Annotated in this window: 23 protein-coding genes; 14 read left to right on the top strand and 9 right to left on the bottom strand. The window is 67.6% G+C overall.

Annotation, left to right across the window (positions count from 1 at the left end):
* Positions 1–18 precede the first annotated feature (18 nt).
* The 4 genes from U1E69_RS04240 to U1E69_RS04225 form a co-directional block, all read right to left on the bottom strand.
* A complete protein-coding gene (locus tag U1E69_RS04240) occupies positions 19–561 on the bottom strand; it encodes a cytochrome b (RefSeq protein ID WP_322243076.1) in 543 nt (180 codons plus the stop codon).
* Between the two features lie 3 nt (positions 562–564).
* Positions 565–1,134 carry a YceI family protein gene (locus tag U1E69_RS04235; protein ID WP_322243075.1) on the bottom strand — a complete coding sequence of 190 codons (570 nt, stop codon included), beginning with the start codon at positions 1,132–1,134 and terminating at the stop codon, positions 565–567.
* Between the two features lie 81 nt (positions 1,135–1,215).
* The gene (locus U1E69_RS04230; protein WP_322243073.1) at positions 1,216–1,968 is read right to left on the bottom strand and encodes an SDR family NAD(P)-dependent oxidoreductase; all 753 of its coding nucleotides are present in this window, start codon (positions 1,966–1,968) and stop codon (positions 1,216–1,218) included.
* Between the two features lie 71 nt (positions 1,969–2,039).
* Positions 2,040–2,669: a hypothetical protein gene (locus U1E69_RS04225; RefSeq protein ID WP_322243072.1), complete on the bottom strand. Its 630-nt coding sequence runs from the start codon at positions 2,667–2,669 to the stop codon at positions 2,040–2,042.
* 99 nt (positions 2,670–2,768) lie between these two features.
* On the opposite strand from U1E69_RS04225, the gene U1E69_RS04220 reads away from it, so the two are divergent.
* From U1E69_RS04220 to U1E69_RS04210, 3 genes are read left to right on the top strand one after another with little or no spacing between them, the layout of a single operon-like run.
* Positions 2,769–3,809, top strand: coding sequence for an aldo/keto reductase (locus tag U1E69_RS04220; RefSeq protein WP_322243071.1), 1,041 nt, complete (start codon positions 2,769–2,771; stop codon positions 3,807–3,809).
* A gap of 57 nt (positions 3,810–3,866) precedes the next feature.
* Positions 3,867–4,442: a hypothetical protein gene (locus U1E69_RS04215; protein ID WP_322243070.1), complete on the top strand. Its 576-nt coding sequence runs from the start codon at positions 3,867–3,869 to the stop codon at positions 4,440–4,442.
* Positions 4,430–4,918 (top strand): lipocalin, encoded by a 489-nt coding sequence (locus U1E69_RS04210; RefSeq protein WP_322243069.1) that lies wholly within the window; start codon positions 4,430–4,432, stop codon positions 4,916–4,918. The genes U1E69_RS04215 and U1E69_RS04210 overlap by 13 nt, the downstream gene beginning before the upstream one ends.
* An 80-nt stretch (positions 4,919–4,998) precedes the next feature.
* Here U1E69_RS04210 and U1E69_RS04205 read toward each other — a convergent pair whose 3' ends face one another.
* Complete coding sequence (locus U1E69_RS04205) at positions 4,999–5,856, bottom strand: helix-turn-helix transcriptional regulator (protein WP_322243107.1); 858 nt, start codon at positions 5,854–5,856, stop codon at positions 4,999–5,001.
* 111 nt (positions 5,857–5,967) lie between these two features.
* On the opposite strand from U1E69_RS04205, the gene U1E69_RS04200 reads away from it, so the two are divergent.
* The gene (locus U1E69_RS04200) at positions 5,968–6,957 is read left to right on the top strand and encodes a fatty acid desaturase (protein ID WP_322243068.1); all 990 of its coding nucleotides are present in this window, start codon (positions 5,968–5,970) and stop codon (positions 6,955–6,957) included.
* Here U1E69_RS04200 and U1E69_RS04195 read toward each other — a convergent pair.
* Both U1E69_RS04195 and U1E69_RS04190 read right to left on the bottom strand, forming a co-directional pair.
* Positions 6,877–7,488, bottom strand: coding sequence for an NUDIX hydrolase (locus U1E69_RS04195; RefSeq protein WP_322243067.1), 612 nt, complete (start codon positions 7,486–7,488; stop codon positions 6,877–6,879). The genes U1E69_RS04200 and U1E69_RS04195 overlap by 81 nt on opposite strands.
* On the bottom strand, positions 7,481–7,888 hold the full coding sequence (locus U1E69_RS04190; RefSeq protein WP_322243066.1) for a DUF983 domain-containing protein: 408 nt from the start codon (positions 7,886–7,888) through the stop codon (positions 7,481–7,483). Before U1E69_RS04190 ends, U1E69_RS04195 begins: the two co-directional genes overlap by 8 nt.
* A gap of 195 nt (positions 7,889–8,083) precedes the next feature.
* On the opposite strand from U1E69_RS04190, the gene U1E69_RS04185 reads away from it, so the two are divergent.
* The 4 genes from U1E69_RS04185 to U1E69_RS04170 are packed head-to-tail and all read left to right on the top strand — an operon-like array spanning position 8,084 to position 10,102.
* Positions 8,084–8,599, top strand: coding sequence for an EF-hand domain-containing protein (locus tag U1E69_RS04185; RefSeq protein ID WP_322243064.1), 516 nt, complete (start codon positions 8,084–8,086; stop codon positions 8,597–8,599).
* A 39-nt stretch (positions 8,600–8,638) separates the two neighbouring features.
* Complete coding sequence (locus U1E69_RS04180; protein ID WP_322243063.1) at positions 8,639–9,247, top strand: RNA polymerase sigma factor; 609 nt, start codon at positions 8,639–8,641, stop codon at positions 9,245–9,247.
* Entirely contained in the window at positions 9,228–9,563 is a 336-nt protein-coding gene (locus U1E69_RS04175) for a dihydroorotate dehydrogenase (RefSeq protein ID WP_322243062.1), read from the top strand. Before U1E69_RS04180 ends, U1E69_RS04175 begins: the two co-directional genes overlap by 20 nt.
* Before the next feature lie 5 nt (positions 9,564–9,568).
* Positions 9,569–10,102 carry a periplasmic heavy metal sensor gene (locus U1E69_RS04170; RefSeq protein WP_322243061.1) on the top strand — a complete coding sequence of 178 codons (534 nt, stop codon included), beginning with the start codon at positions 9,569–9,571 and terminating at the stop codon, positions 10,100–10,102.
* On the opposite strand, the gene U1E69_RS04165 is transcribed toward U1E69_RS04170, so the two are convergent.
* The gene (locus U1E69_RS04165; RefSeq protein WP_322243060.1) at positions 10,099–11,472 is read right to left on the bottom strand and encodes a diguanylate cyclase; all 1,374 of its coding nucleotides are present in this window, start codon (positions 11,470–11,472) and stop codon (positions 10,099–10,101) included. The genes U1E69_RS04170 and U1E69_RS04165 overlap by 4 nt on opposite strands.
* Positions 11,473–11,604: 132 nt before the next feature.
* Between U1E69_RS04165 and U1E69_RS04160 the strand changes: the two genes are divergently transcribed.
* From U1E69_RS04160 to U1E69_RS04150, 3 genes are all read left to right on the top strand, one after another.
* On the top strand, positions 11,605–11,883 hold the full coding sequence (locus tag U1E69_RS04160; protein WP_322243059.1) for a DUF3572 domain-containing protein: 279 nt from the start codon (positions 11,605–11,607) through the stop codon (positions 11,881–11,883).
* An 8-nt stretch (positions 11,884–11,891) separates the two neighbouring features.
* Positions 11,892–12,584 carry an HAD family hydrolase gene (locus tag U1E69_RS04155; RefSeq protein ID WP_322243106.1) on the top strand — a complete coding sequence of 231 codons (693 nt, stop codon included), beginning with the start codon at positions 11,892–11,894 and terminating at the stop codon, positions 12,582–12,584.
* Positions 12,585–12,687: 103 nt separating this feature from the next.
* A complete protein-coding gene (locus U1E69_RS04150) occupies positions 12,688–14,244 on the top strand; it encodes a trimethylamine methyltransferase family protein (protein ID WP_322243057.1) in 1,557 nt (518 codons plus the stop codon).
* 431 nt (positions 14,245–14,675) lie between these two features.
* Here the strand turns inward: U1E69_RS04150 and U1E69_RS04145 are convergent, their stop codons facing one another.
* Entirely contained in the window at positions 14,676–14,945 is a 270-nt protein-coding gene (locus tag U1E69_RS04145) for a hypothetical protein (protein ID WP_322243056.1), read from the bottom strand.
* 207 nt (positions 14,946–15,152) lie between these two features.
* On the opposite strand from U1E69_RS04145, the gene U1E69_RS04140 reads away from it, so the two are divergent.
* The 3 genes from U1E69_RS04140 to U1E69_RS04130 are packed head-to-tail and all read left to right on the top strand — an operon-like array spanning position 15,153 to position 17,572.
* Positions 15,153–16,439 carry a lipoprotein-releasing ABC transporter permease subunit gene (locus tag U1E69_RS04140; protein ID WP_322243055.1) on the top strand — a complete coding sequence of 429 codons (1,287 nt, stop codon included), beginning with the start codon at positions 15,153–15,155 and terminating at the stop codon, positions 16,437–16,439.
* Complete coding sequence (locus U1E69_RS04135) at positions 16,432–17,106, top strand: ABC transporter ATP-binding protein (RefSeq protein ID WP_322243054.1); 675 nt, start codon at positions 16,432–16,434, stop codon at positions 17,104–17,106. The genes U1E69_RS04140 and U1E69_RS04135 overlap by 8 nt, the downstream gene beginning before the upstream one ends.
* A gap of 55 nt (positions 17,107–17,161) precedes the next feature.
* A complete protein-coding gene (locus U1E69_RS04130; protein ID WP_322243053.1) occupies positions 17,162–17,572 on the top strand; it encodes a c-type cytochrome in 411 nt (136 codons plus the stop codon).
* Positions 17,573–17,608: the final 36 nt, after the last annotated feature.

Here is a 17,608-nt window from a genome sequence, read left to right as displayed (position 1 = left end):
GGCAAAGGGCCAGCGGCGCTAGGCCTTGCCTTTCAGCATCCGGGTCAGGGTCCCGTCGCCCTCCATCTCGCGCTTGAAGGCGGCGAGCATGTGGATGGTGACAAGAGCCATCAGGACCTTGGTCAGGGTGTCGTGCCAGCGGAACCACATGGCCTCACCAAACACGGACGGTTCGACCAGCGGCGGCACGGTCCAGCGGTCGGCGATCATGACGTCGATGCCGGTGGCGGAGCTGCCGGCCCAGCCGGTCAACGGGATGGCGATCAGCAGGGCGTAGATCGCCCAATGTGCGGCGCGGGCGGCCCAGAAGGCGGCGTTGCGCGGGCCGATGGGGTGCGGGGGTGGACTGGTGATGTGCCAGACGATGCGGAGCACGATCAGCGCGAAGATGGCAAAGCCGGTGGTCTTGTGCAGGCCGTAAAGCCAGAGGGTGGCCAGCCCCGGCTGCAGGTCGCTGATACGCAGGCCAAGCGCCAGCTGGCCGATGACCAGAAGCATCATGGTCCAGTGGATCACCCTTGTGACAAGACCGAACGCGTCCGGGCTGTTGCGAAGTGCCATGCGTCAGCCCTTTGCGTCGATCCGGGCCGTGATCAGGATGCGGACCTCGTCGCCAACCATATCGGCCCAGCCCGTCGCGCCAAAATCCGAGCGGTTGACGCGGCCCGAAAGCTTGACGGTCAGATGGTCGAGGTCGCCCTTGGCGCTGCCTTGTGGCCGGAAAAGCTGCGCCTTGAGGGTGACAGTCCTCGTGACGCCGCGGATGGTCAGGTTGCCGGTGACATTTGCCGAATCCCCGGCGCCCCTGACCGATGTGCTGGTGAAGGTCATCTGCGGATGATCCTTGGCCGCCAGCACTTTCGGGCCTTTCAACGCCTGGGCGGCGAAGGGAAAGCTGGCCCTGGCCCCGGTCACGTCCAGCGCGACATCGACCGTGCAGTTCGCCACATTGTCGAAATCAAGCGAGAGGTTGGCCTTGTCCAGGGGGATCGAGCCGGTGATCTTGTCGGGACCGAAGTCGGTCTCGAACGCCACGGTCGAGGCGACGGGGTCAAGCTGGTAGGCGATGGTCGCAGCCCGTGCGGGCGGGCCAAGGGCCAGTGCGGCGACGGCAAGGATGACAAGTCGGCGCATGGGACCCTCCGGTGGCTAGGCCAAGGGTAGCACCGGGGGGTTGCAAGACAAAATCAAGCTGCCGTGGGGGCGTTCCGGGCGCTACTGCGCGCAGTAGCCGCCGTCGACCAGGTGATACGAGCCGGTGATGAAGCTGGCGCGGTCCGACAGCAGGAATTGCGTCAGGTCTGCAACCTCTTCCGACCGGCCGAGCCGACCGATGGGATGCGCGCCGATCAGCGCCTCTTTCGCGCCGGGGGGCAGGTTGCCCAGAAGCGGCGTGTCGATGAAGGCGGGGCCGATGGCGTTCACCCGGATGCCCTTGGCCGAGTATTCCAGTGCGGCGGCGCGGGTCAGGCCCAGCAGCGCGTGCTTTGCAGCGGTGTAGGCCGAGGCGTTGGCAAAGCCGACCGAGCCGAGAATCGAGGCGATGTTGACGATTGCGCCCCCGCCCGCGTCCAGCATCGCGGGAATGGCGTAGCGCATGCCGTAGAAGACGGCGTTGAGGTTGACGTCCATCACCCGGTGCCAGCCTTCGATGGTGTATTCTCCGGTGGGCAGCATCGGCCCGCCGATCCCGGCGTTGTTGACCAGAAGGTGCAGGCCCCCGCCCCAATCGGCGGCCTCGGTCACCAGGCGTTCGACCGTGGGGGCATCGGCCACATCGCCGCCAGTGGCGCGGGCTTCGCCTCCAGCCTGGGTGATCGCCTCGGCCACGCGGGCGGCGGCGTCGCGGTTCAGGTCCTGGACCAGGACTCGGGCACCGCTGGCGGCAAGGCCGGTGGCGATGGCCGCGCCGATGCCAGAGCCTGCGCCGGTCACAAGGGCGGTTTTGCCGGGAAAGGTGATCTGCATGACTGTCTCCTTGCTGTGGTCAGGGCAAGGAAGGCCATATCCGGGCGGAAGGTTCCATGATCGAGGTCAAGTCAGAGGTCGGGCAGGGGCCTTGGCTCCAGTTCTTCTTCCTTTGGCCGGATGCGCAGCGACCAGCTGGCGGGGGGCAGAAGGCGGGCGCGGATGCGGGTCAGGGTGAAGCTGTCCTCCTCGGCCCACAGCAGCGCACGGCTGGGGGCGGGGGCCATGTGCCAGCGGCTTTCCACGCCCTGCGCGCCCCCCGTGCCCGGCAGCAGGACCACGCCGAGCGGCGGGGTGGCGTTGTCGCGCCGCGCGGCCTCGGCCCCCGTCTCGGCCGCCAGATGCAGGCGGCGGGTGGGGGTCAGGGCGGGGGGTGACAGAAGCTCGGCAATGACCAGCGGGGCCGCGCCGGAGCGGAGCGATTCTTCGGCCGCCCAGAGGAGGCTTTCGTCGCGCTGGGCCTGGACCAGGATCAGACGCGCGGGATCGGCGAGGGGCTGCAGACCGGCGGCGTTCAGGCGCTCGGTGGCCCAGCCGGGTCGGATCCAGATCACCGGGCCTTGGGTCTTGGCCATGATCCGGGCGGCGAGCATCAGGCGCGAGGGGCCGCACAGTTCGTGCACCCGGCCCCGCTGCAGGGTCAGGTCCCCGGCAAGCGGTTGCTGCGCCTGGGGGCGGCGGCTCTGGATTGGCAGACTCATGTGGAAAAGCTAGCGTGTTCGCGTAATGTTCTCAAGTGTGGGTCTTTGCCCTGTCACGGAACCGGCCTAGCTTTGCCCGCACCCAGAAGGAGTTCCCCGATGAAGACGCTGACCCTTGGCAAGACCGGCCTGACGGTTTCCGAGCTGTGCCTTGGCACGATGACCTGGGGCACGCAGAACACGGAAAGCGAGGGCCACGCCCAGATGGACATGGCGCTGGAGGCGGGCGTCACCTTCTGGGACACGGCGGAAATGTATCCGGTGAACCCGGTGCGGGCGGAAACCGCCGGGCGGACCGAAGAGATCATCGGCACCTGGTTTGCCGCGCGCGGTGGGCGGGACCGGGTGGTGCTGGCGACCAAGGTGGCGGGGAAGGGGCCGATCCTGCGCCCGGGCGAGGTGACGACGGGGGCCACGATGCGGACGGCGGTGGAGGCCAGCCTGAAACGCCTGCAGACCGATTACATCGACCTTTACCAGCTGCACTGGCCGAACCGGGCGCATTACCATTTCCGCCAGATGTGGCGCTATCAGCCGCCGAAGCTGGACCGGGCGGCCGAGACGGCCAACATGACCGACATCCTGTCCACGGCGCAGGCGCTGGTGACCGAGGGCAAGATCCGCGCCATCGGGCTGTCCAATGAGACCGTCTGGGGGGCGGCACGCTGGCTGCATCTGGCCGACACGCTGGGCCTGCCGCGCATGGCGACGGTGCAGAACGAATACAGCCTCTTGTGCCGCCAGTTCGACACCGACTGGGCCGAGCTTTCGGTGATCGAAGACATGCCGCTTCTGGCCTTCTCGCCCCTGGCCACGGGCCTTCTGTCGGGGAAATATGCGGGGGACGTGATCCCCGAAGGCTCACGCCGCAGCCTGAACCCGGACCTGTCGGGGCGGGTGACGGCGCAGGTCTTCCCGGCGGTGGCGGCCTATCTGGGGGTGGCGGCGCGGCATGGCCTCGACCCCTGCCAGATGGCGATTGCCTTTACCCGGACGCGGCCCTTCCCGACGATCCCGATCATCGGGGCGACGACGCTGGAGCAGTTGCGCACCAACATCGGGGCGGCTGGGGTCACATTGTCGTCAGAGGTGCTGGAGGACATAGCGGAAACCCACCGGGCCTACCCGGCCCCTTACTGACGGGACTTGCGGCGCGGGACGGATCAAGGCAGGTGTTGCCCCAAACCGGAGAACCCGATGCCCCGCAAGCCGTGCCGTCTGTCCCTTGCTGCCGTGCTTCTGTGTGCCACGGGACTGCTGGCCGCCTGTCAGGCAGGTGGCCCGGGGCCTGCGGGCAAGTCGCCGGACGATGTGACGCCCAACGCGGTTGTGGGAGACCCCATCGAGGTGACAGCCCTGGACGCGCCGTCCGGCGAGGCGGCCTCTCCTGTTGCCGCGGCCACTCCTGACGCCGCAGGCACCGAGACCGCCGCCCCGCAAGCCGCCTTGGCCGCTGCGGACGAGCCAGCGCCAGCCGCCACCGCAGCGGACCCCGCGCCGCAGCCCGACCTGGCCGAGATTCCGGTGACGCCGAAGTCGGAACAGCAACTGGCCTGCGAGAAGAAGAAGGGCCGCTGGGCACGGGTCGGCAAGGGCGAGGGGCGGGCCTGCGTCTTCCAGACAAGGGACTCGGGCAAACGCTGCGAGCGGGAAAGCCAGTGCGACAGCGTCTGTCTGGCGCGATCCGGCACCTGCGCGCCGTTCAAGCCGATGTACGGTTGCAACGAGATCCTGCAGGACAACGGAATGCGGGTGACCCTGTGTATCGAATAGCTTTGGCGCTGGTTCTGGTGCTGGCGGGTTGCGCGGCGAAAGCCCCGGCGCCGACGGCCTTCCGGGCGGCGGGCGATCCGATCTGGTCGGCGGCAGCGTTCCAGCCCGCTGATGTCGCAGGAACCTGGCGGCAGGTCGCGGATTTCCGGACCGCGGGGTCTTGCGATGCGGGCGCGGTCGAGTTCACTCCGGTCGCGGGCGGGCTGCAACTGCGCGGGACGCTTTGCCTGGCCGGGAAAGCCGAGGCGGTCTCGGGCACCGCACCGCTGGTCGGGCCGGGGCGGCTGCGGGTGAAGGGTGAGGACTGGTGGGTGATCTGGGTCGATGTGGGCTACCGGACGCTGGCCATCGGCACCCCCTCGGGGCGGTTCGGGATCATCCTGGACCGGGGCGCGATCCCGGGCGATCGGCTGAACGCCGCGCGGGAGATCTTCGATTTCAACGGCTACCGGACGGACGCGCTGACCGCGCTTTGATCCACCGCTCGTCGATGACTTCGTCACTCCTCGCTGGCGCTGCGCCTTGCGACGAGAAGACGAAGTCGCACGAGGAGCGGTCAGTCGACGCGGTTCAGAAGCGTCTGCAAATGGCCGACCATGTCGCGCGCGCCGACCTCGGCTTCGCGGACCAGAAGGTCGAAGTGCTGGGTGATGGTTTCCACCCGGGCGCTGTCGCGGAAGGCCAGGTAGTGGCGGCCAAGGTAGATCACCGCCAAGAGGGGGCCAAAGACAGTGACGGGGGCCGAAAAGAGCTTCCTTGCGTCGAAAAGACAAAGCCGCAGCGACGGGTAAAGCTGCTCGCACAGCGTCATCAGATGGCGCAGCTGGGCGCGGCGGATGTCGGCATCCAGCCCTTCATAGTAGCCCGAGGCGGTGGCGAAGGCGGTCAGTTCGTGCAGCGGGAGCGCGATTTCATAGTCTGACCCCGCCCCGCGCATCCAGCGCAGCCGGTCCTCGAAGGCGCCGATGGCCTGTTCGGCCGTGCGGCCCAGCTGGGGCTCGTATTCCCATTCCACCACGGCGCGGGTCTTCAGCATGTCGGGCAAGGTCGCCGGGACATGGCGGATCTTGTAGCCCGCCGCCTCTTGATGCCAGCCGAAGATGCGTTCGTCGATCAACGCGCGGGGCGCCTCGGTGAGGCTTAGGGACGCGGCCAGAAGGTCCGCGATGGGTTCGGGCCGGCCCGAGAGGCCTAGCAGCCAGTCGGCGCTGATCCCCAGCGCACGGGCGCAGTCGGCGGCAAGCTGGGCATTCGGCATCCGGGTGCCGTCCTGGAGCAGGGCCGAGATGGTCGAGCGGTCCACCCCGGTTTGCCGCGCAAGCTCGGCCTGGGTCACCTTGCGCGCCGCCATCGCCTCGGCCAGCCGGGCGCGAAACTGGGGGGCACGGTCGCGTTTGTCGATTTTATCCATCAGGTGCAGCTTATCCAAAACGAGTGATGGGTAAAGTTTACAATATCCCGAATTCCAGCCGGCGCGCCGATTTGCTAGCGTCACACGAACGTTACTCCAGCGCCGGGAACAATCTTGCAGACCGAGACCCGGGCCGTCGAATGGCCCACCCTGATCGTCTTCGCGGCAACCTACAGCCTCTGGGCCCTGGCAACCACCTATCTCTGGACCCTGTCGCCCACCCTTGCGATCCTGGCGGCATCGCTGGCCATCGGGCAGTATTCCTCCTTGACCCACGAAGTGCTGCACGGCCATCCGTTCCGGTCGCAAACCCTGTCCGAGGCGCTGGTGTTCCCCGGACTGACGGTCTTTGTGCCCTACCTGCGCTTCAAGGACTTGCACCTGCAGCACCATTTCGACCCGGCGCTGACCGACCCCTATGACGACCCAGAGTCGAACTACCTTGACCCCGCCGTCTGGGCGCGGCTGTCGGGTGCGAAGCGGGCGCTGCTGCGGTTCAACAACACGCTCTTCGGACGGATGCTGGTCGGGCCCGCGATCTCGGCCTGGGCGCTGGGGGCGGGCGACTGGGCGGCGATCCGGCGGGGCGAGCATCGGGTGACGCTGGCCTGGGGCCTGCATGCGGCCGGGCTGGCGCTGGTCTGGACCTGGCTGGAATGGGTGGGCGCGATGCCGGGATGGGCCTATGTGCTGGCGGCTTACCTGGGCTGGAGCCTGTTGAAGATCCGCACCTTCCTGGAACACCGCGCACACGAGGCGGCGCGGGCGCGCACGGTGGTGATCGAAAGCCGGGGGCCGCTGAGCCTGTTGTTCCTGAACAACAATTTCCACGTGGTCCACCACATGCATCCGGGTGTGGCCTGGTACAAGCTGCCGGGTCTCTACTTTGGCAACCGCGAGCATTACCTGCGGCGGAACGAAAGCTACCGCTACGCGAGCTATGTTCAGATCTTCCGGGAGTTCCTGTTCCGCGCCAAGGACCCGGTGCCGCATCCGGTCTTCCCGGTCGACAAGGGCGGAGTGCTAGACCAGCCGGCGGAATTGCGGGGTGGTGCCGGAGTTGTCGAAGAACGGCACGCCGGGCTGGTCGTGGCCCGCCACTAGGGCCGCAACCTCGGCCAGAACGACCTCGGTGATGAAGGGCAGATCCAGGGCGCGCGCCTCGGGCAGGGGCAGCCAGCGCAGGTGAGAAAGCTCTCCCGAGGCGAGGGTGAAGTCCTCGCGGTTGGTGTCCAGGCTGTCGGCATGGGCCAGAAGAAAGCGCGCGTCGAAGCGGCGGCTCCGGCCTGGGGGCGTGATGGCGCGGAAGATGAAGCGCAGCGTGGGATGCTCCATCGTGGCAAGGTTCAAGCCGGTTTCCTCGGTCAGTTCGCGCAGGGCTGTGGCGACCAGAGTACCGGGCGAAGGCGCGTCGGGTGCGACCATCAGCATCAGGCGGCGGGCACAGTCGGGCGTCAGAAATCCCGGGCGGGCGGCCTCGGCGTCCTCGTGGTCAACCCGGCCGCCCGGGAAGACGAACTTCGACGGCATGAAGACCGCCCCCTCGCCGCGCTGGCCCATCAGGACCTGCGGACCCTGGGCGCTTTCGCGCCAGAGGACGACGGTGGCGGCTGGGCGGATCGGCTCGTCAGTCATTTGGGCGGTCTGCAAAGCCGTGCATCCGGTTGGCCCATTGCAGGGCGACAAGTGCGCCCTTCAGCCGGGGCAGAAGATACAGCGACAGCGCCACGGTGCCGATGGTGAAGCCCACGGCCATGACCAGGGGCTCGGGCCGGAACTTGGTGAAGGTGATCAGAAGAATCGGCGCGAGGAGGTGGCCCACGATCAGGATCGTAAGGTAGGCCGGACCATCGTCGGCGCGGTGGTGGTGCAGTTCTTCGCCGCAGACCGGGCAGGTGTCGCGCACCTTCAGATAGCCGCGCAGCATCGGGCCTGCGCCGCAATTCGGGCAACGCCGCCGCCAGCCGCGCAAAAGCGCGGGCTTCAGCGGGCGATCCTCGGTTGCGAGGGGCTGGGCAGTGTCAACGGTGGTCATGAGCAAAGTCCGGGGTCCGGCCCCAGGGCTTGGGGGCGTTGCAGGAGGCCGAGCATAGTCGCTTCGCGCCGGGCTTCACAGAGGGAAGTCCCGCCCTGTGCCCAGATGTCGCAAGAACTTGCGACGGAAACCCTGACTGCGTCCGTTTGAAGGGCATGAGGGTCGAAACACCGGCCCCGGATACAGGAGAAGAAGATGTCTGCTTCGAAAAAGACGGTTCTGGTTACGCTGGCACTGACGGGTGCCCTGCTTGGCACCGTGGCGCTGGCCCAGAACAAGGGTATGGGCGGCGGTATGGGTGACGGCATGGGCGGCGAAGGCCGCGGCGGCATGCTGACCCAGATGTTCGACGCCATCGACGCCGACAGTGACGGCAAGGTCACGCTGGCCGAGCTTCAGGCGCACCGCAAGGCCGAATTCGCCGCCGCCGACACCAACGGCGATGGCGCTCTCAGCCCCGAGGAACTGTCGGCGCACCAGATGGCGAAGATGCAGGCGCGGATGGCCGAACGCACGCAGGCGATGCTGGACAACATGGACAACGACGGCAACGGCAGTCTGTCCGAGGACGAGATGGGCCAGGGTCCGGGCGAGCGTCACTTTGCGCGGCTTGACACCGACAACGACGGCGCGATCTCGAAAGCCGAGGCGGAAGACGCCATGCAGCACCGTGGCAAGCGCGGCCACGGCGGCGGCATGGGCAACAACTAGGGCTTTGCGGCCCAGCCGCCCAGCCGCTAAGCAGACGGAATGACGATGGCCTTCGACGCGCATGGGGACACCTCGGACGAGGCGCTTATGGTGCTTTATGCCAATGGCGACCGTCATGCCGCGCTGGCGCTGACCCAGCGCGTCACCCCGCGCGTGCTGGCCTACTCGGCCCGGCTTCTGGGCGGCGACCGGGCCGAGGCCGAGGACGTGGCTCAGGAAACGATGCTGCGGCTTTGGCGCGTTGCCCCCCAGTGGCGGCAGGGTGAAACCAAGGTGACGACCTGGGCTTACCGGGTCGCCACCAACCTCTGCATCGACCGGCAGCGGTCGCGGGGGCGCAGGCGGCAGATGGCGCTGGACGATGCGCCCGAAGTGGCCGATGGCGCCGTCGGGGCGGAAGCGCAGTTGCAGGAGGCCGGGCGTATGGCGGCGCTGGAGGCGGCACTGGCCGACCTGCCGGACCGGCAGCGGCAGGCGGTGGTGCTGCGCCACCTGGAAGGGATGACGAACCCCGAAATTGCAGCGATCATGGAGATCGGGGTGGAAGCGGTGGAAAGCCTGACCGCGCGCGGCAAGCGGGCGCTGGCGGCGATACTGTCGGGCCGCAAGGACGACCTGGGATATGAGGATGACCGAGATGCAGGATGATCTGGACGACCTCCTGGCCCGTGCGGCGCGGCGGCCCGCCCTGCCGTCCGAGGCGCTGATGAACCGGGTGCTGGCCGATGGGTTGGCCCTGCAGCCTGCGGCGCTGACCGTGCGGTCTGTGCCGCGTCCTGGCCTATTTGCGCGCCTGTCGGGACTTTTTGGCGGGCCTCCGGTGTTGGCGGGGCTGGGGACGGCAGCGGTCTTCGGGCTGGCCCTGGGCTACCTTAGCCCAACCACGTTGAATTACCTGACCGGGAGCTCGACCGAAACGGCCGAGTTTTTCCCGCAGGCCGATTTTCTGACCACGGAAGGCTGACTGCGATGAGCGACCCCCAGAATACCGCGCCGCCCACCCCTGCGCCGCCTCTGCCGCCGGTCGTATCGACCCCGCCGGGCACCTCGTCGCGCGGGGTGAAGATTGCGCTTGCGGTCTCGGTCGCGCTGAACCTGTGCGTCGCGGGGCTGGCGGTCGGGGCCTGGCTGGGGGGCGGGCACCGTGACATGCCGCGCGACATGTCCTTCGGCCCGTTCAGCGAGGCGCTGGATGACAGCGACCGCCGCGAGATCCGGCGGGCGCTTCTGGACCGGATGGGAGAATTCCGCGCCGCGCGGACCGAGGCCCGGGCCGAGTTCGAGACGCTGCTGGAAACGCTGCGCGCGAACCCCTTCGACCCCGAGGCGATGAAGGCCGCCCTGTCCGCCATCGAGACGCGCAATGCCGAGCGGCTGCAACTGGGGCGCAGCCTGATCGAGACGCGTCTGATCGAGATGTCGACCGAGGACCGCCAGCGTTTTGCCGACCGGCTGGAAAAGGGCCTGCGCAGGGGTGGCCGCGAGGGCGGCGTGCGCGACTAGGCCGCCGACAGCCGGTAGGTGACCTGGTTCCGCCCGGCGCCCTTCGATTCCAGCAGGGCAAGGTCGGCCTGTTCCACCAGCCCCTCGATGGCATAGCTGTCTTCACCACCAGCGCCCGCCACCGCGACGCCGATCGAAACGGTGACCCGCAACTCCTCGCCCGAGTGCAGCCGGATCGGCTGGTCGTCCATCGTCTGGCACAGCCGTTCGGCCACCCGGCGGGCGACAGCCATGCAGCTTTGCGGCAGGATGGCCAGAAACTCCTCGCCGCCGATGCGGGCCAGGATGTCGGTGTCGCGCAGGTTGGCAGTCAGGCGGCGGGCCACTTCGACCAGCACCTGATCCCCGGCAGCGTGGCCGTAGGCATCGTTCACCTGCTTGAAGCGGTCAAGGTCCATGACCATGACGGCAAACTGCGACCCGTCCTCACGCGCGCGGGCGGCGATGGCGGCAAGCTGCGGCGCGGCGCAGCGGCGGTTGTATAGCCCGGTCAATGGGTCGCGCATCGCCAGACGCAAGCCGTCCTGCATCCGCGCGCGCCGCCGGTCCGACTGGCGCTTGCGGCGCAAAAGGCCACGGGTGCGCAGGGCCAGTTCCTCGGCCGTGATGTCGGGGCCGACGGCATCGTCCGCGCCAAGGTCGAAGGCCATAGCCGCCTCGTCCCCCTCACCCGCGGGGCCGACCACGCAGACGGCAGCATGGCGGGTGGCCTGGTGGCTTTTCAGTTCGGACAACAGACGCAGCGTGCCTGACGGGTTCCGGCCGTCGTCGTGCAGGATGTACACCTCGGGGAGTGTGTGGCCGGTCGAGATTTCGGCCAGCGCCTCGCGCCGCGAGACCATGACCAGCCGGTCGCGCATCTTGCCTGCCAGCTGCGCCCACAGCGGATTGCCGGGGTCCGAGCCCACGACGGCAATGGTGCCCTGCGGCTCAAATGCCAGGGGTGCCTCGGCCAGACCGGCAATCGCCAGCCCCTCGGTCGAGGGAAATTCGCTTTCCGCCTTCAGCCGCAAAAGGTTGCGCAGACGGGACAGCAGGACACGTTCGTTCGCGGGCCGGTCCATGACATCGTCGGCACCCGAGGCGAAGGCGGCCAGCCGTTCCTCGGCCGTGCCAGAGGCCGTCAGCGCGATGACGGGAATGTCGCGGCTGGCCGGGTCGCGACGCAGCCGCTGCATCACTTCCAGACCAGAGATGTCGGGCAGACCGATGTCCAGCAGCACCAGATCGGGCCGTTCTTCCCGCGCCACGGCGAGGCAGGTCGCGCCGTCGGCGGCCAGGATCGGATCGTAGAAGGCCGCCGTAAGCCGGGCCTGCTGGACGATCCGGTTCGCCGCCACGTCGTCAACGATGAGAATCCGTGCGCTCATCCCAGATGCCGTCTTTTCATTCCACTTGTTGTGGACAACTCTGCCGTCGGGAAGGTTAAGAAATCCTTTCTGATTGCTGGCAGGAGATCAAATTTCATCTGCTGACACCAGAAGGCTATGAAAGCGAGAACAATGCAACCAGAAGTTGCTCAGACCCTTGCGATCCAGGCCCTTGGCTGGATCGCGGCGGACGACGAGATCTTTCCGGTTTTCCTGACCGCCAGCGGTACCGGCATTGCCGAACTGCGCAGCCGTGCGACCGATCCTGACTTCCTGGCGGCCGTGCTGGATTTCCTGCTGCAGGATGACCGCTGGGTGGTTGCTTTCTGCGATGCCGAGGGCCATCCCTATACGGCACCCCAGGCGGCCCGCGCGGCCTTGCCTGGCGGCGCGGTGATGAACTGGACCTGAGGGGCATGATGATCGACGGGCTGATCTTCGACAAGGATGGGACGCTCTTTGACTTCCGGATCAGCTGGGGCCAATGGGCCGCGACGTTCCTGCGCCGGATCGCGTCGGACGAGGGGCATGCCGCCCGGCTGGGGCGGGCCATCGGCTATGATCTTGCCTCGGCGACCTTTGCGCCCGACAGCCCGGTGATCGCCGCCACTGCCGCCGATATCGCGGCAGCGCTGTTGCCGGAACTTCCGGGCATGACGCTGGCCGAGCTGACCGACCGGATCGACGCAAGCGCCGGGATGGCGCCGATGTCCGAGGCGGTGCCGCTGCGCCCGCTTCTGGAGGCCTTGCGCGAGCGGGGGCTGCGGCTGGGGCTGGCAACGAACGATTCCGAAGCGCCCGCGCGGCAGCATCTTCAGACCCACGGGATCACTGACTGCTTCGACTTCATCGCCGGCTATGACTCGGGCCACGGGGCGAAGCCGGGGCCGGGGATGTGCCTGGCCTTCGTGCGACAGACCGGGCTTCAGCCGGGGCGGGTGGCGATGGTGGGCGATAGTCGGCATGATCTGGACGCTGGGCGGGCGGCGGGAATGCGGACGATCGCGGTCCTGACCGGGGTTGCGAAGCGCGAAGAGCTTGCCCCCCACGCCGATGTCGTGCTGGACGATATCGGGGCCATTCCGGCATGGCTTTCCGGCCTTCAGGCCTGAATCTGCGCCCCCCGCGCGAAAAACGACGCTTTTTCGTCGCAAATGCAGTGACCACAACCGCCCGGCTTCCGTCATCTTCGCGGCAAGCGAATGGAGAGTGACGATGGCGGATGAACCAGCTCGGAGAAAGCGCGCCGGTGGGCGGGCGGGGATGAAGGTCCGCGCAGGCACGGCGGTGATCGACCAGATGCCCTGGCGGATTCCGGTGAACCCCGACGCTCCGACCGAGCCGTTGGATGCCGAGGCGGTGCAGCGCGTCCACAAGACCGCGATGCGCATCCTGCGCGACATCGGGATCGAGTTCCTGAACCCCGAGGCGGTGGAGCATCTGCGCCGTGCGGGCTGCATCGTGAACGGGACCAACGTCCGGATGGACGAGGACTTCGTGATGGAGATGGTCGCCCGCGCGCCCGAGACCTTCACGATCACGCCGCGCAACCCCGAGCGTGAGCTGATCATGGGCGGCAAGCACATGCTGTTCGTGAACGTCTCGTCCCCGCCGAACGCCTGGGACATGGAACGCGGCAAGCGGTCGGGCGACTTCGAAACCTTCCGCGAGTTCATGAAGCTGACGCAGTACTTCAACTGCATCCATATCGCGGGCGGCTATCCGGTGGAGCCGGTGGATATCCATGCCTCCGTCCGGCACCTGGATTGCCTGTACGAAAAGCTGACCCTGACCGACAAGGTGGTCCACGCCTACAGCCTTGGGGCCGAGCGGGTCGAGGACGTGATGGAGATGGTCCGACTGGCCGGGGGTCTGACGGAGGCGGAGTTCCAGGCCAAGCCGCGGATGTATACCAACATCAACTCGGTCTCGCCCCTGAAGCACGACTATCCGATGCTGGACGGGGCGATGCGGATGGCCAAGCGGGGGCAGCCGGTGGTGGTGACGCCCTTCACGCTGGCGGGGGCGATGGCTCCGGTCACGATGTCCGGGGCGGTGGCGCTGTCGATTGCCGAGGCTTTGGCGGCTGTTGCTCTCCTTCAGTACATCGCGCCGGGCTGTCCGGTGGCGATCGGGACCTTCACCTCGAACGTCGACATGAAGTCGGGGGCGCCCGCTTTCGGCACGCCCGAATACATGCGGGCGACGCAGATGACGGGGCAGCTGGTGCGCTACTACGGTGTGCCGATGCGGGCGTCGGGGGTCTGTGCGGCGAACGTGCCGGACGGGCAGGCGATGTGGGAGACGTCGAACAGCCTCTGGTCCGCCGTGCAGAGCCGCACCAACATGGTCTATCACGCGGCAGGCTGGCTGGAGGGGGGGCTGATCGCCTCGCCCGAGAAGTTCATCATGGACTGCGAGGTCCTGCAGATGATCCAGCGCTACTTCGAGGAGGCGACATTCGCCACCCGGGACGAGGACCTGGCCTTCGACGCGATCAAGGAAGTGGGCGCGGGCGGGCATTACTTCGGGGTCCAGCATACTCAGGACCGTTATCAGGACGCCTTCTATGCGCCGATCGTGTCGGACTGGCGGAACTACGAGGCCTGGCAAGCGGACGGGTCGGTCTGGACGGTCGAGCGGGCGCACCGGATCTACAAGCAGATCCTGGCCGAGTTCGAGGCACCAGAAATGAACGGGGACCACCTGGAAGAGCTGCAGCGCTTCGTCGCGCGGCGGAAACAGGAGGGTGGGGCGCCCACCGACTTTTGAACTTTTGCGGTCGGCGGTCGGCGGTCTGGGATATTGTTCTTGGGGCCGTTTGCGGATGGTGGGTCAACCTGCGCCTTCGGGCGCAGAACGACCCACCCTACGCGGGCGCGGTGGCCTGAACGATGCAATCGGGGGGGGCGGCTGCGCGCAACAGGAGCGGCTTGCGCCGCACGCCTTTTGTCTCGCCTCTGCGCGTGAAGAACGCGCAACCGGCTTGGGTGAAGGGCCTCCGGCGGGGATATTTGGGCAAATGTGAAAGAGCGAGGGGAGTGCTGCCTTTTGGCGTTGGGCGACTGGGTGGCTTCGGGTGGCTTCGGGTGAAGAACCGGCTCAGTTTCAGGGTTGGCTGCCTGGGGGCGGCGAAGGACCACGGGCCTGGACAGGACCGGAGGTTTCGCAGCCCAGACCTGCGGCGGCCCGGACCGCGGGGATCACTTGGACAGTTCAACCATCATCTCGTCCATCGCCTTGCAGGCGGCCTGCAGGTCGTCGCCTTGGGCGCTGGCCTTGGCGGCAAGTTCTTGGACCTTGGGGGCAAGCTGGGCCAGCTTGGCGGCGTCGGTGGTGGCGACCTCTTGCATTCTGGTCAGAAGATCGGTGGCCTTTTTCTGGGCAAGCTCGGTAGTGCAGACCTCTTCGCTGGTGCAGGCGGACAGAAAGCCGGTGGCGGCGAGTGCCAGAAGGGCGGATGTGATGCGCATGGGGTCCCTCGTGATTGATGGTTCGCGGGCGCTGTTCGGCCGCGGGGGAGGAGGATAGCGCAAGCCGGGGCCGCGCACGAAAGCGCGAGCGGCGGCCGCGCGGAAATCCGCCCCGGCGGGCATGCCTTGACCTTTCACGCCCTGTCCCGCAGGTTGCCGGGCACTTCACAAGAGCCCGAACAGGGGCCCGAACGGGCGAAAAGGCAGATGGCACAAAGCACGCGCCCGTTTTCGGGCTTTGAATTCATGATCGCCTGGCGCTACCTGCGCGCGCGGCGGGCCGAGGGCGGGGTCAGCGTCATGACCTGGATCAGCCTGATCGGCATCACGCTGGCGGTCTTTGCGCTGATCCTGACGCTGGCGGTGCGGGCAGGGTTCCGGGCCGAGTTCGTGGACACGATCCTGGGGGCCAACGCGCATGTGACGGTCTATTCGGCGGGCGTGGTGGGCGAGGATGGCCAGCTGATCCGGGGCTTTACCGACCCCGATGCGATGGCGGCGGCGATTGCCAAGGTGCCGGGGGTGACACGCGCGGCGCCCTTGATCAAGGGCAAGCTCATGGTCTCGGACGGCGAGGACACGACCGGGGCCGAGGTCTTCGGGATGTCGCCGGAGGAGTTCGCCAGCATCCCGCGGATCGGGGCGGGGTCGGATGCGATCGGGGATCTGGCGCGGTTTCCCGAAGGGATCGCGCTGGGGTCCGGGATCGCGCGGGAGCTGGGGGTCAGCGTTGGCGACCGGGTGCGGCTGATCGCTCCGGGCGGGGTGCGGACGGCGATGGGGACGACGCCCAGGGTCAATGCCTACGAGGTGGTCTATATCTTCAGCGCGGGGCGGTATGATATTGATACCACTCGGATCTACATGCCTTTCGTGGAGGCGCAGAGCTTCTTCAACAAGGAGGGTCGCGCGGACGAGATCGAGGTGATGGTCGAGAACCCCGATGCCATCGAAGGCTATGGCCAGCCGATCCTGGATGCGGCGGGGCCGGTGGCGATGCTGTGGACCTGGAAGGACAGTTCGGGGGCCTTCCTGCGGGCGTTGGACATCGAGGACAACGTGATGTTCGTGATCCTCTCGGTTCTGGTGCTGATCGCGGCGATGAACATCGTGTCGGGTCTGATCATGCTGGTGAAGAACAAGGGTCGGGATATCGGCATCCTGCGGACGATGGGGCTGACCGAGGGGTCGGTCCTGCGGGTGTTCTTCATCTGCGGGGCATTTACCGGGGTGATCGGGACCATCGCCGGGGTGGCTCTGGGGTGCCTGACCGCGCTGAACATCGACCAGATCATGAGTGCGATCAACTGGGTGAACGGGGCCGAGGTCTGGGATCCGTCGATCCGGGGGATCTATTCGCTGCCGGCCAAGCTGCAGCTGGGCGACGTCATGTCGGCGGTGGCGCTGTCGCTGGGCTTGTCGTTCATCGTCACCTTCTTCCCGGCCCGGCGCGCGGCGCGGATGAACCCGGTGGAGGCCCTGCGTTATGAGTGAGATGCTGGCCCTCGAGGGTGTCGAGAAGGGCTACAACCGGGGCAAACCGTCCGAGGTGATCGTGCTGCGGGGGGCGACCCTGTCAGTCGCTCGGGGCGAGGTCGTGGCGCTGGTGGCGCCAAGCGGCGCGGGCAAGTCGACGCTGCTGCATATCGCGGGGCTTCTGGACGTGGCGGACAGTGGTACGGTGCGGCTGGACGGGCGCGAGATGGGCGGGCTTTCAGACCGGGCGCGGACCGAGGCGCGGCGCGGCGATGTGGGGTTCATCTACCAGTTCCACCATCTTCTGCCGGAGTTCAGTGCGCTGGAAAACGTGGTGATCCCGCAGTTGGCCAACGGTGTGGCCAAAGCCGTGGCCGAGGCGCGGGCGATGGAGCTTCTGGGCAAGGTCGGCGTCGCTGCGCGGGCGGGGCATCGTCCCGCGGCGCTGTCGGGTGGCGAGCAGCAACGCGTGGCCTTCTGCCGCGCCTTGGCCAACGGGCCGAAGCTTTTGCTTGCGGACGAGCCGACGGGGAACCTCGACCCAGGCACCTCGGACCAGGTGTTCGGTGTGCTGATGGAACTGGTGCGAGCGACGGGGCTTTCGGCGCTGATCGCGACGCACAACCTGGATCTGGCCGCCCGCATGGACCGGGTGGTACGGCTGACCGCGGGCCAGGTGACCTAGATCAAGGCGCAGGCAGGCTGAACACGGTCCACTGCGACCATAAGGAGACACCACCATGCGCCACCCTTTGCTGATCCTGTCGCTGTCCCTGGTGTTGGGAGCCTGTGTCGAGCGCGAGACGCTGCCCAGCGGGTCCGAGGACTTTGCCGATTTCTGTGCGGCCTGCCACGGGATGTCCGGCAAGGGCGACGGCGAGGGGGCGGCGGCGCTGGACCGCAAGCCGGCCGACCTGACGCAGCTGTCGGCAAAGAACGGCGGGGTCTTTCCCGGCACGCGGGTGATGGCGAAGATCTGGGGCTATACCGGGGTCGCGCCAGGTCGGCAGGATGAGGCCTCGCCCATGCCGGAGTTTGCGGGACTGCTGCAGGGCGACCTGGTGCCCTATGACGGCGGCGACGGGATCGCAACGCCGACCCCGGTCAGGCTGGTGCAGATCGCGGAGTATCTGAAGGCATTGCAGAAGTAAGACGCACAGGCGGGGGCTGGCTCCTCGTGCGACTGC

This window comes from Tabrizicola sp. (assembly GCF_034366665.1).
Lineage (GTDB): Bacteria > Pseudomonadota > Alphaproteobacteria > Rhodobacterales > Rhodobacteraceae > Tabrizicola.
Note: the sequence above shows the minus strand (reverse complement) of the source record. Positions and strands in the feature narration are given on the sequence as shown.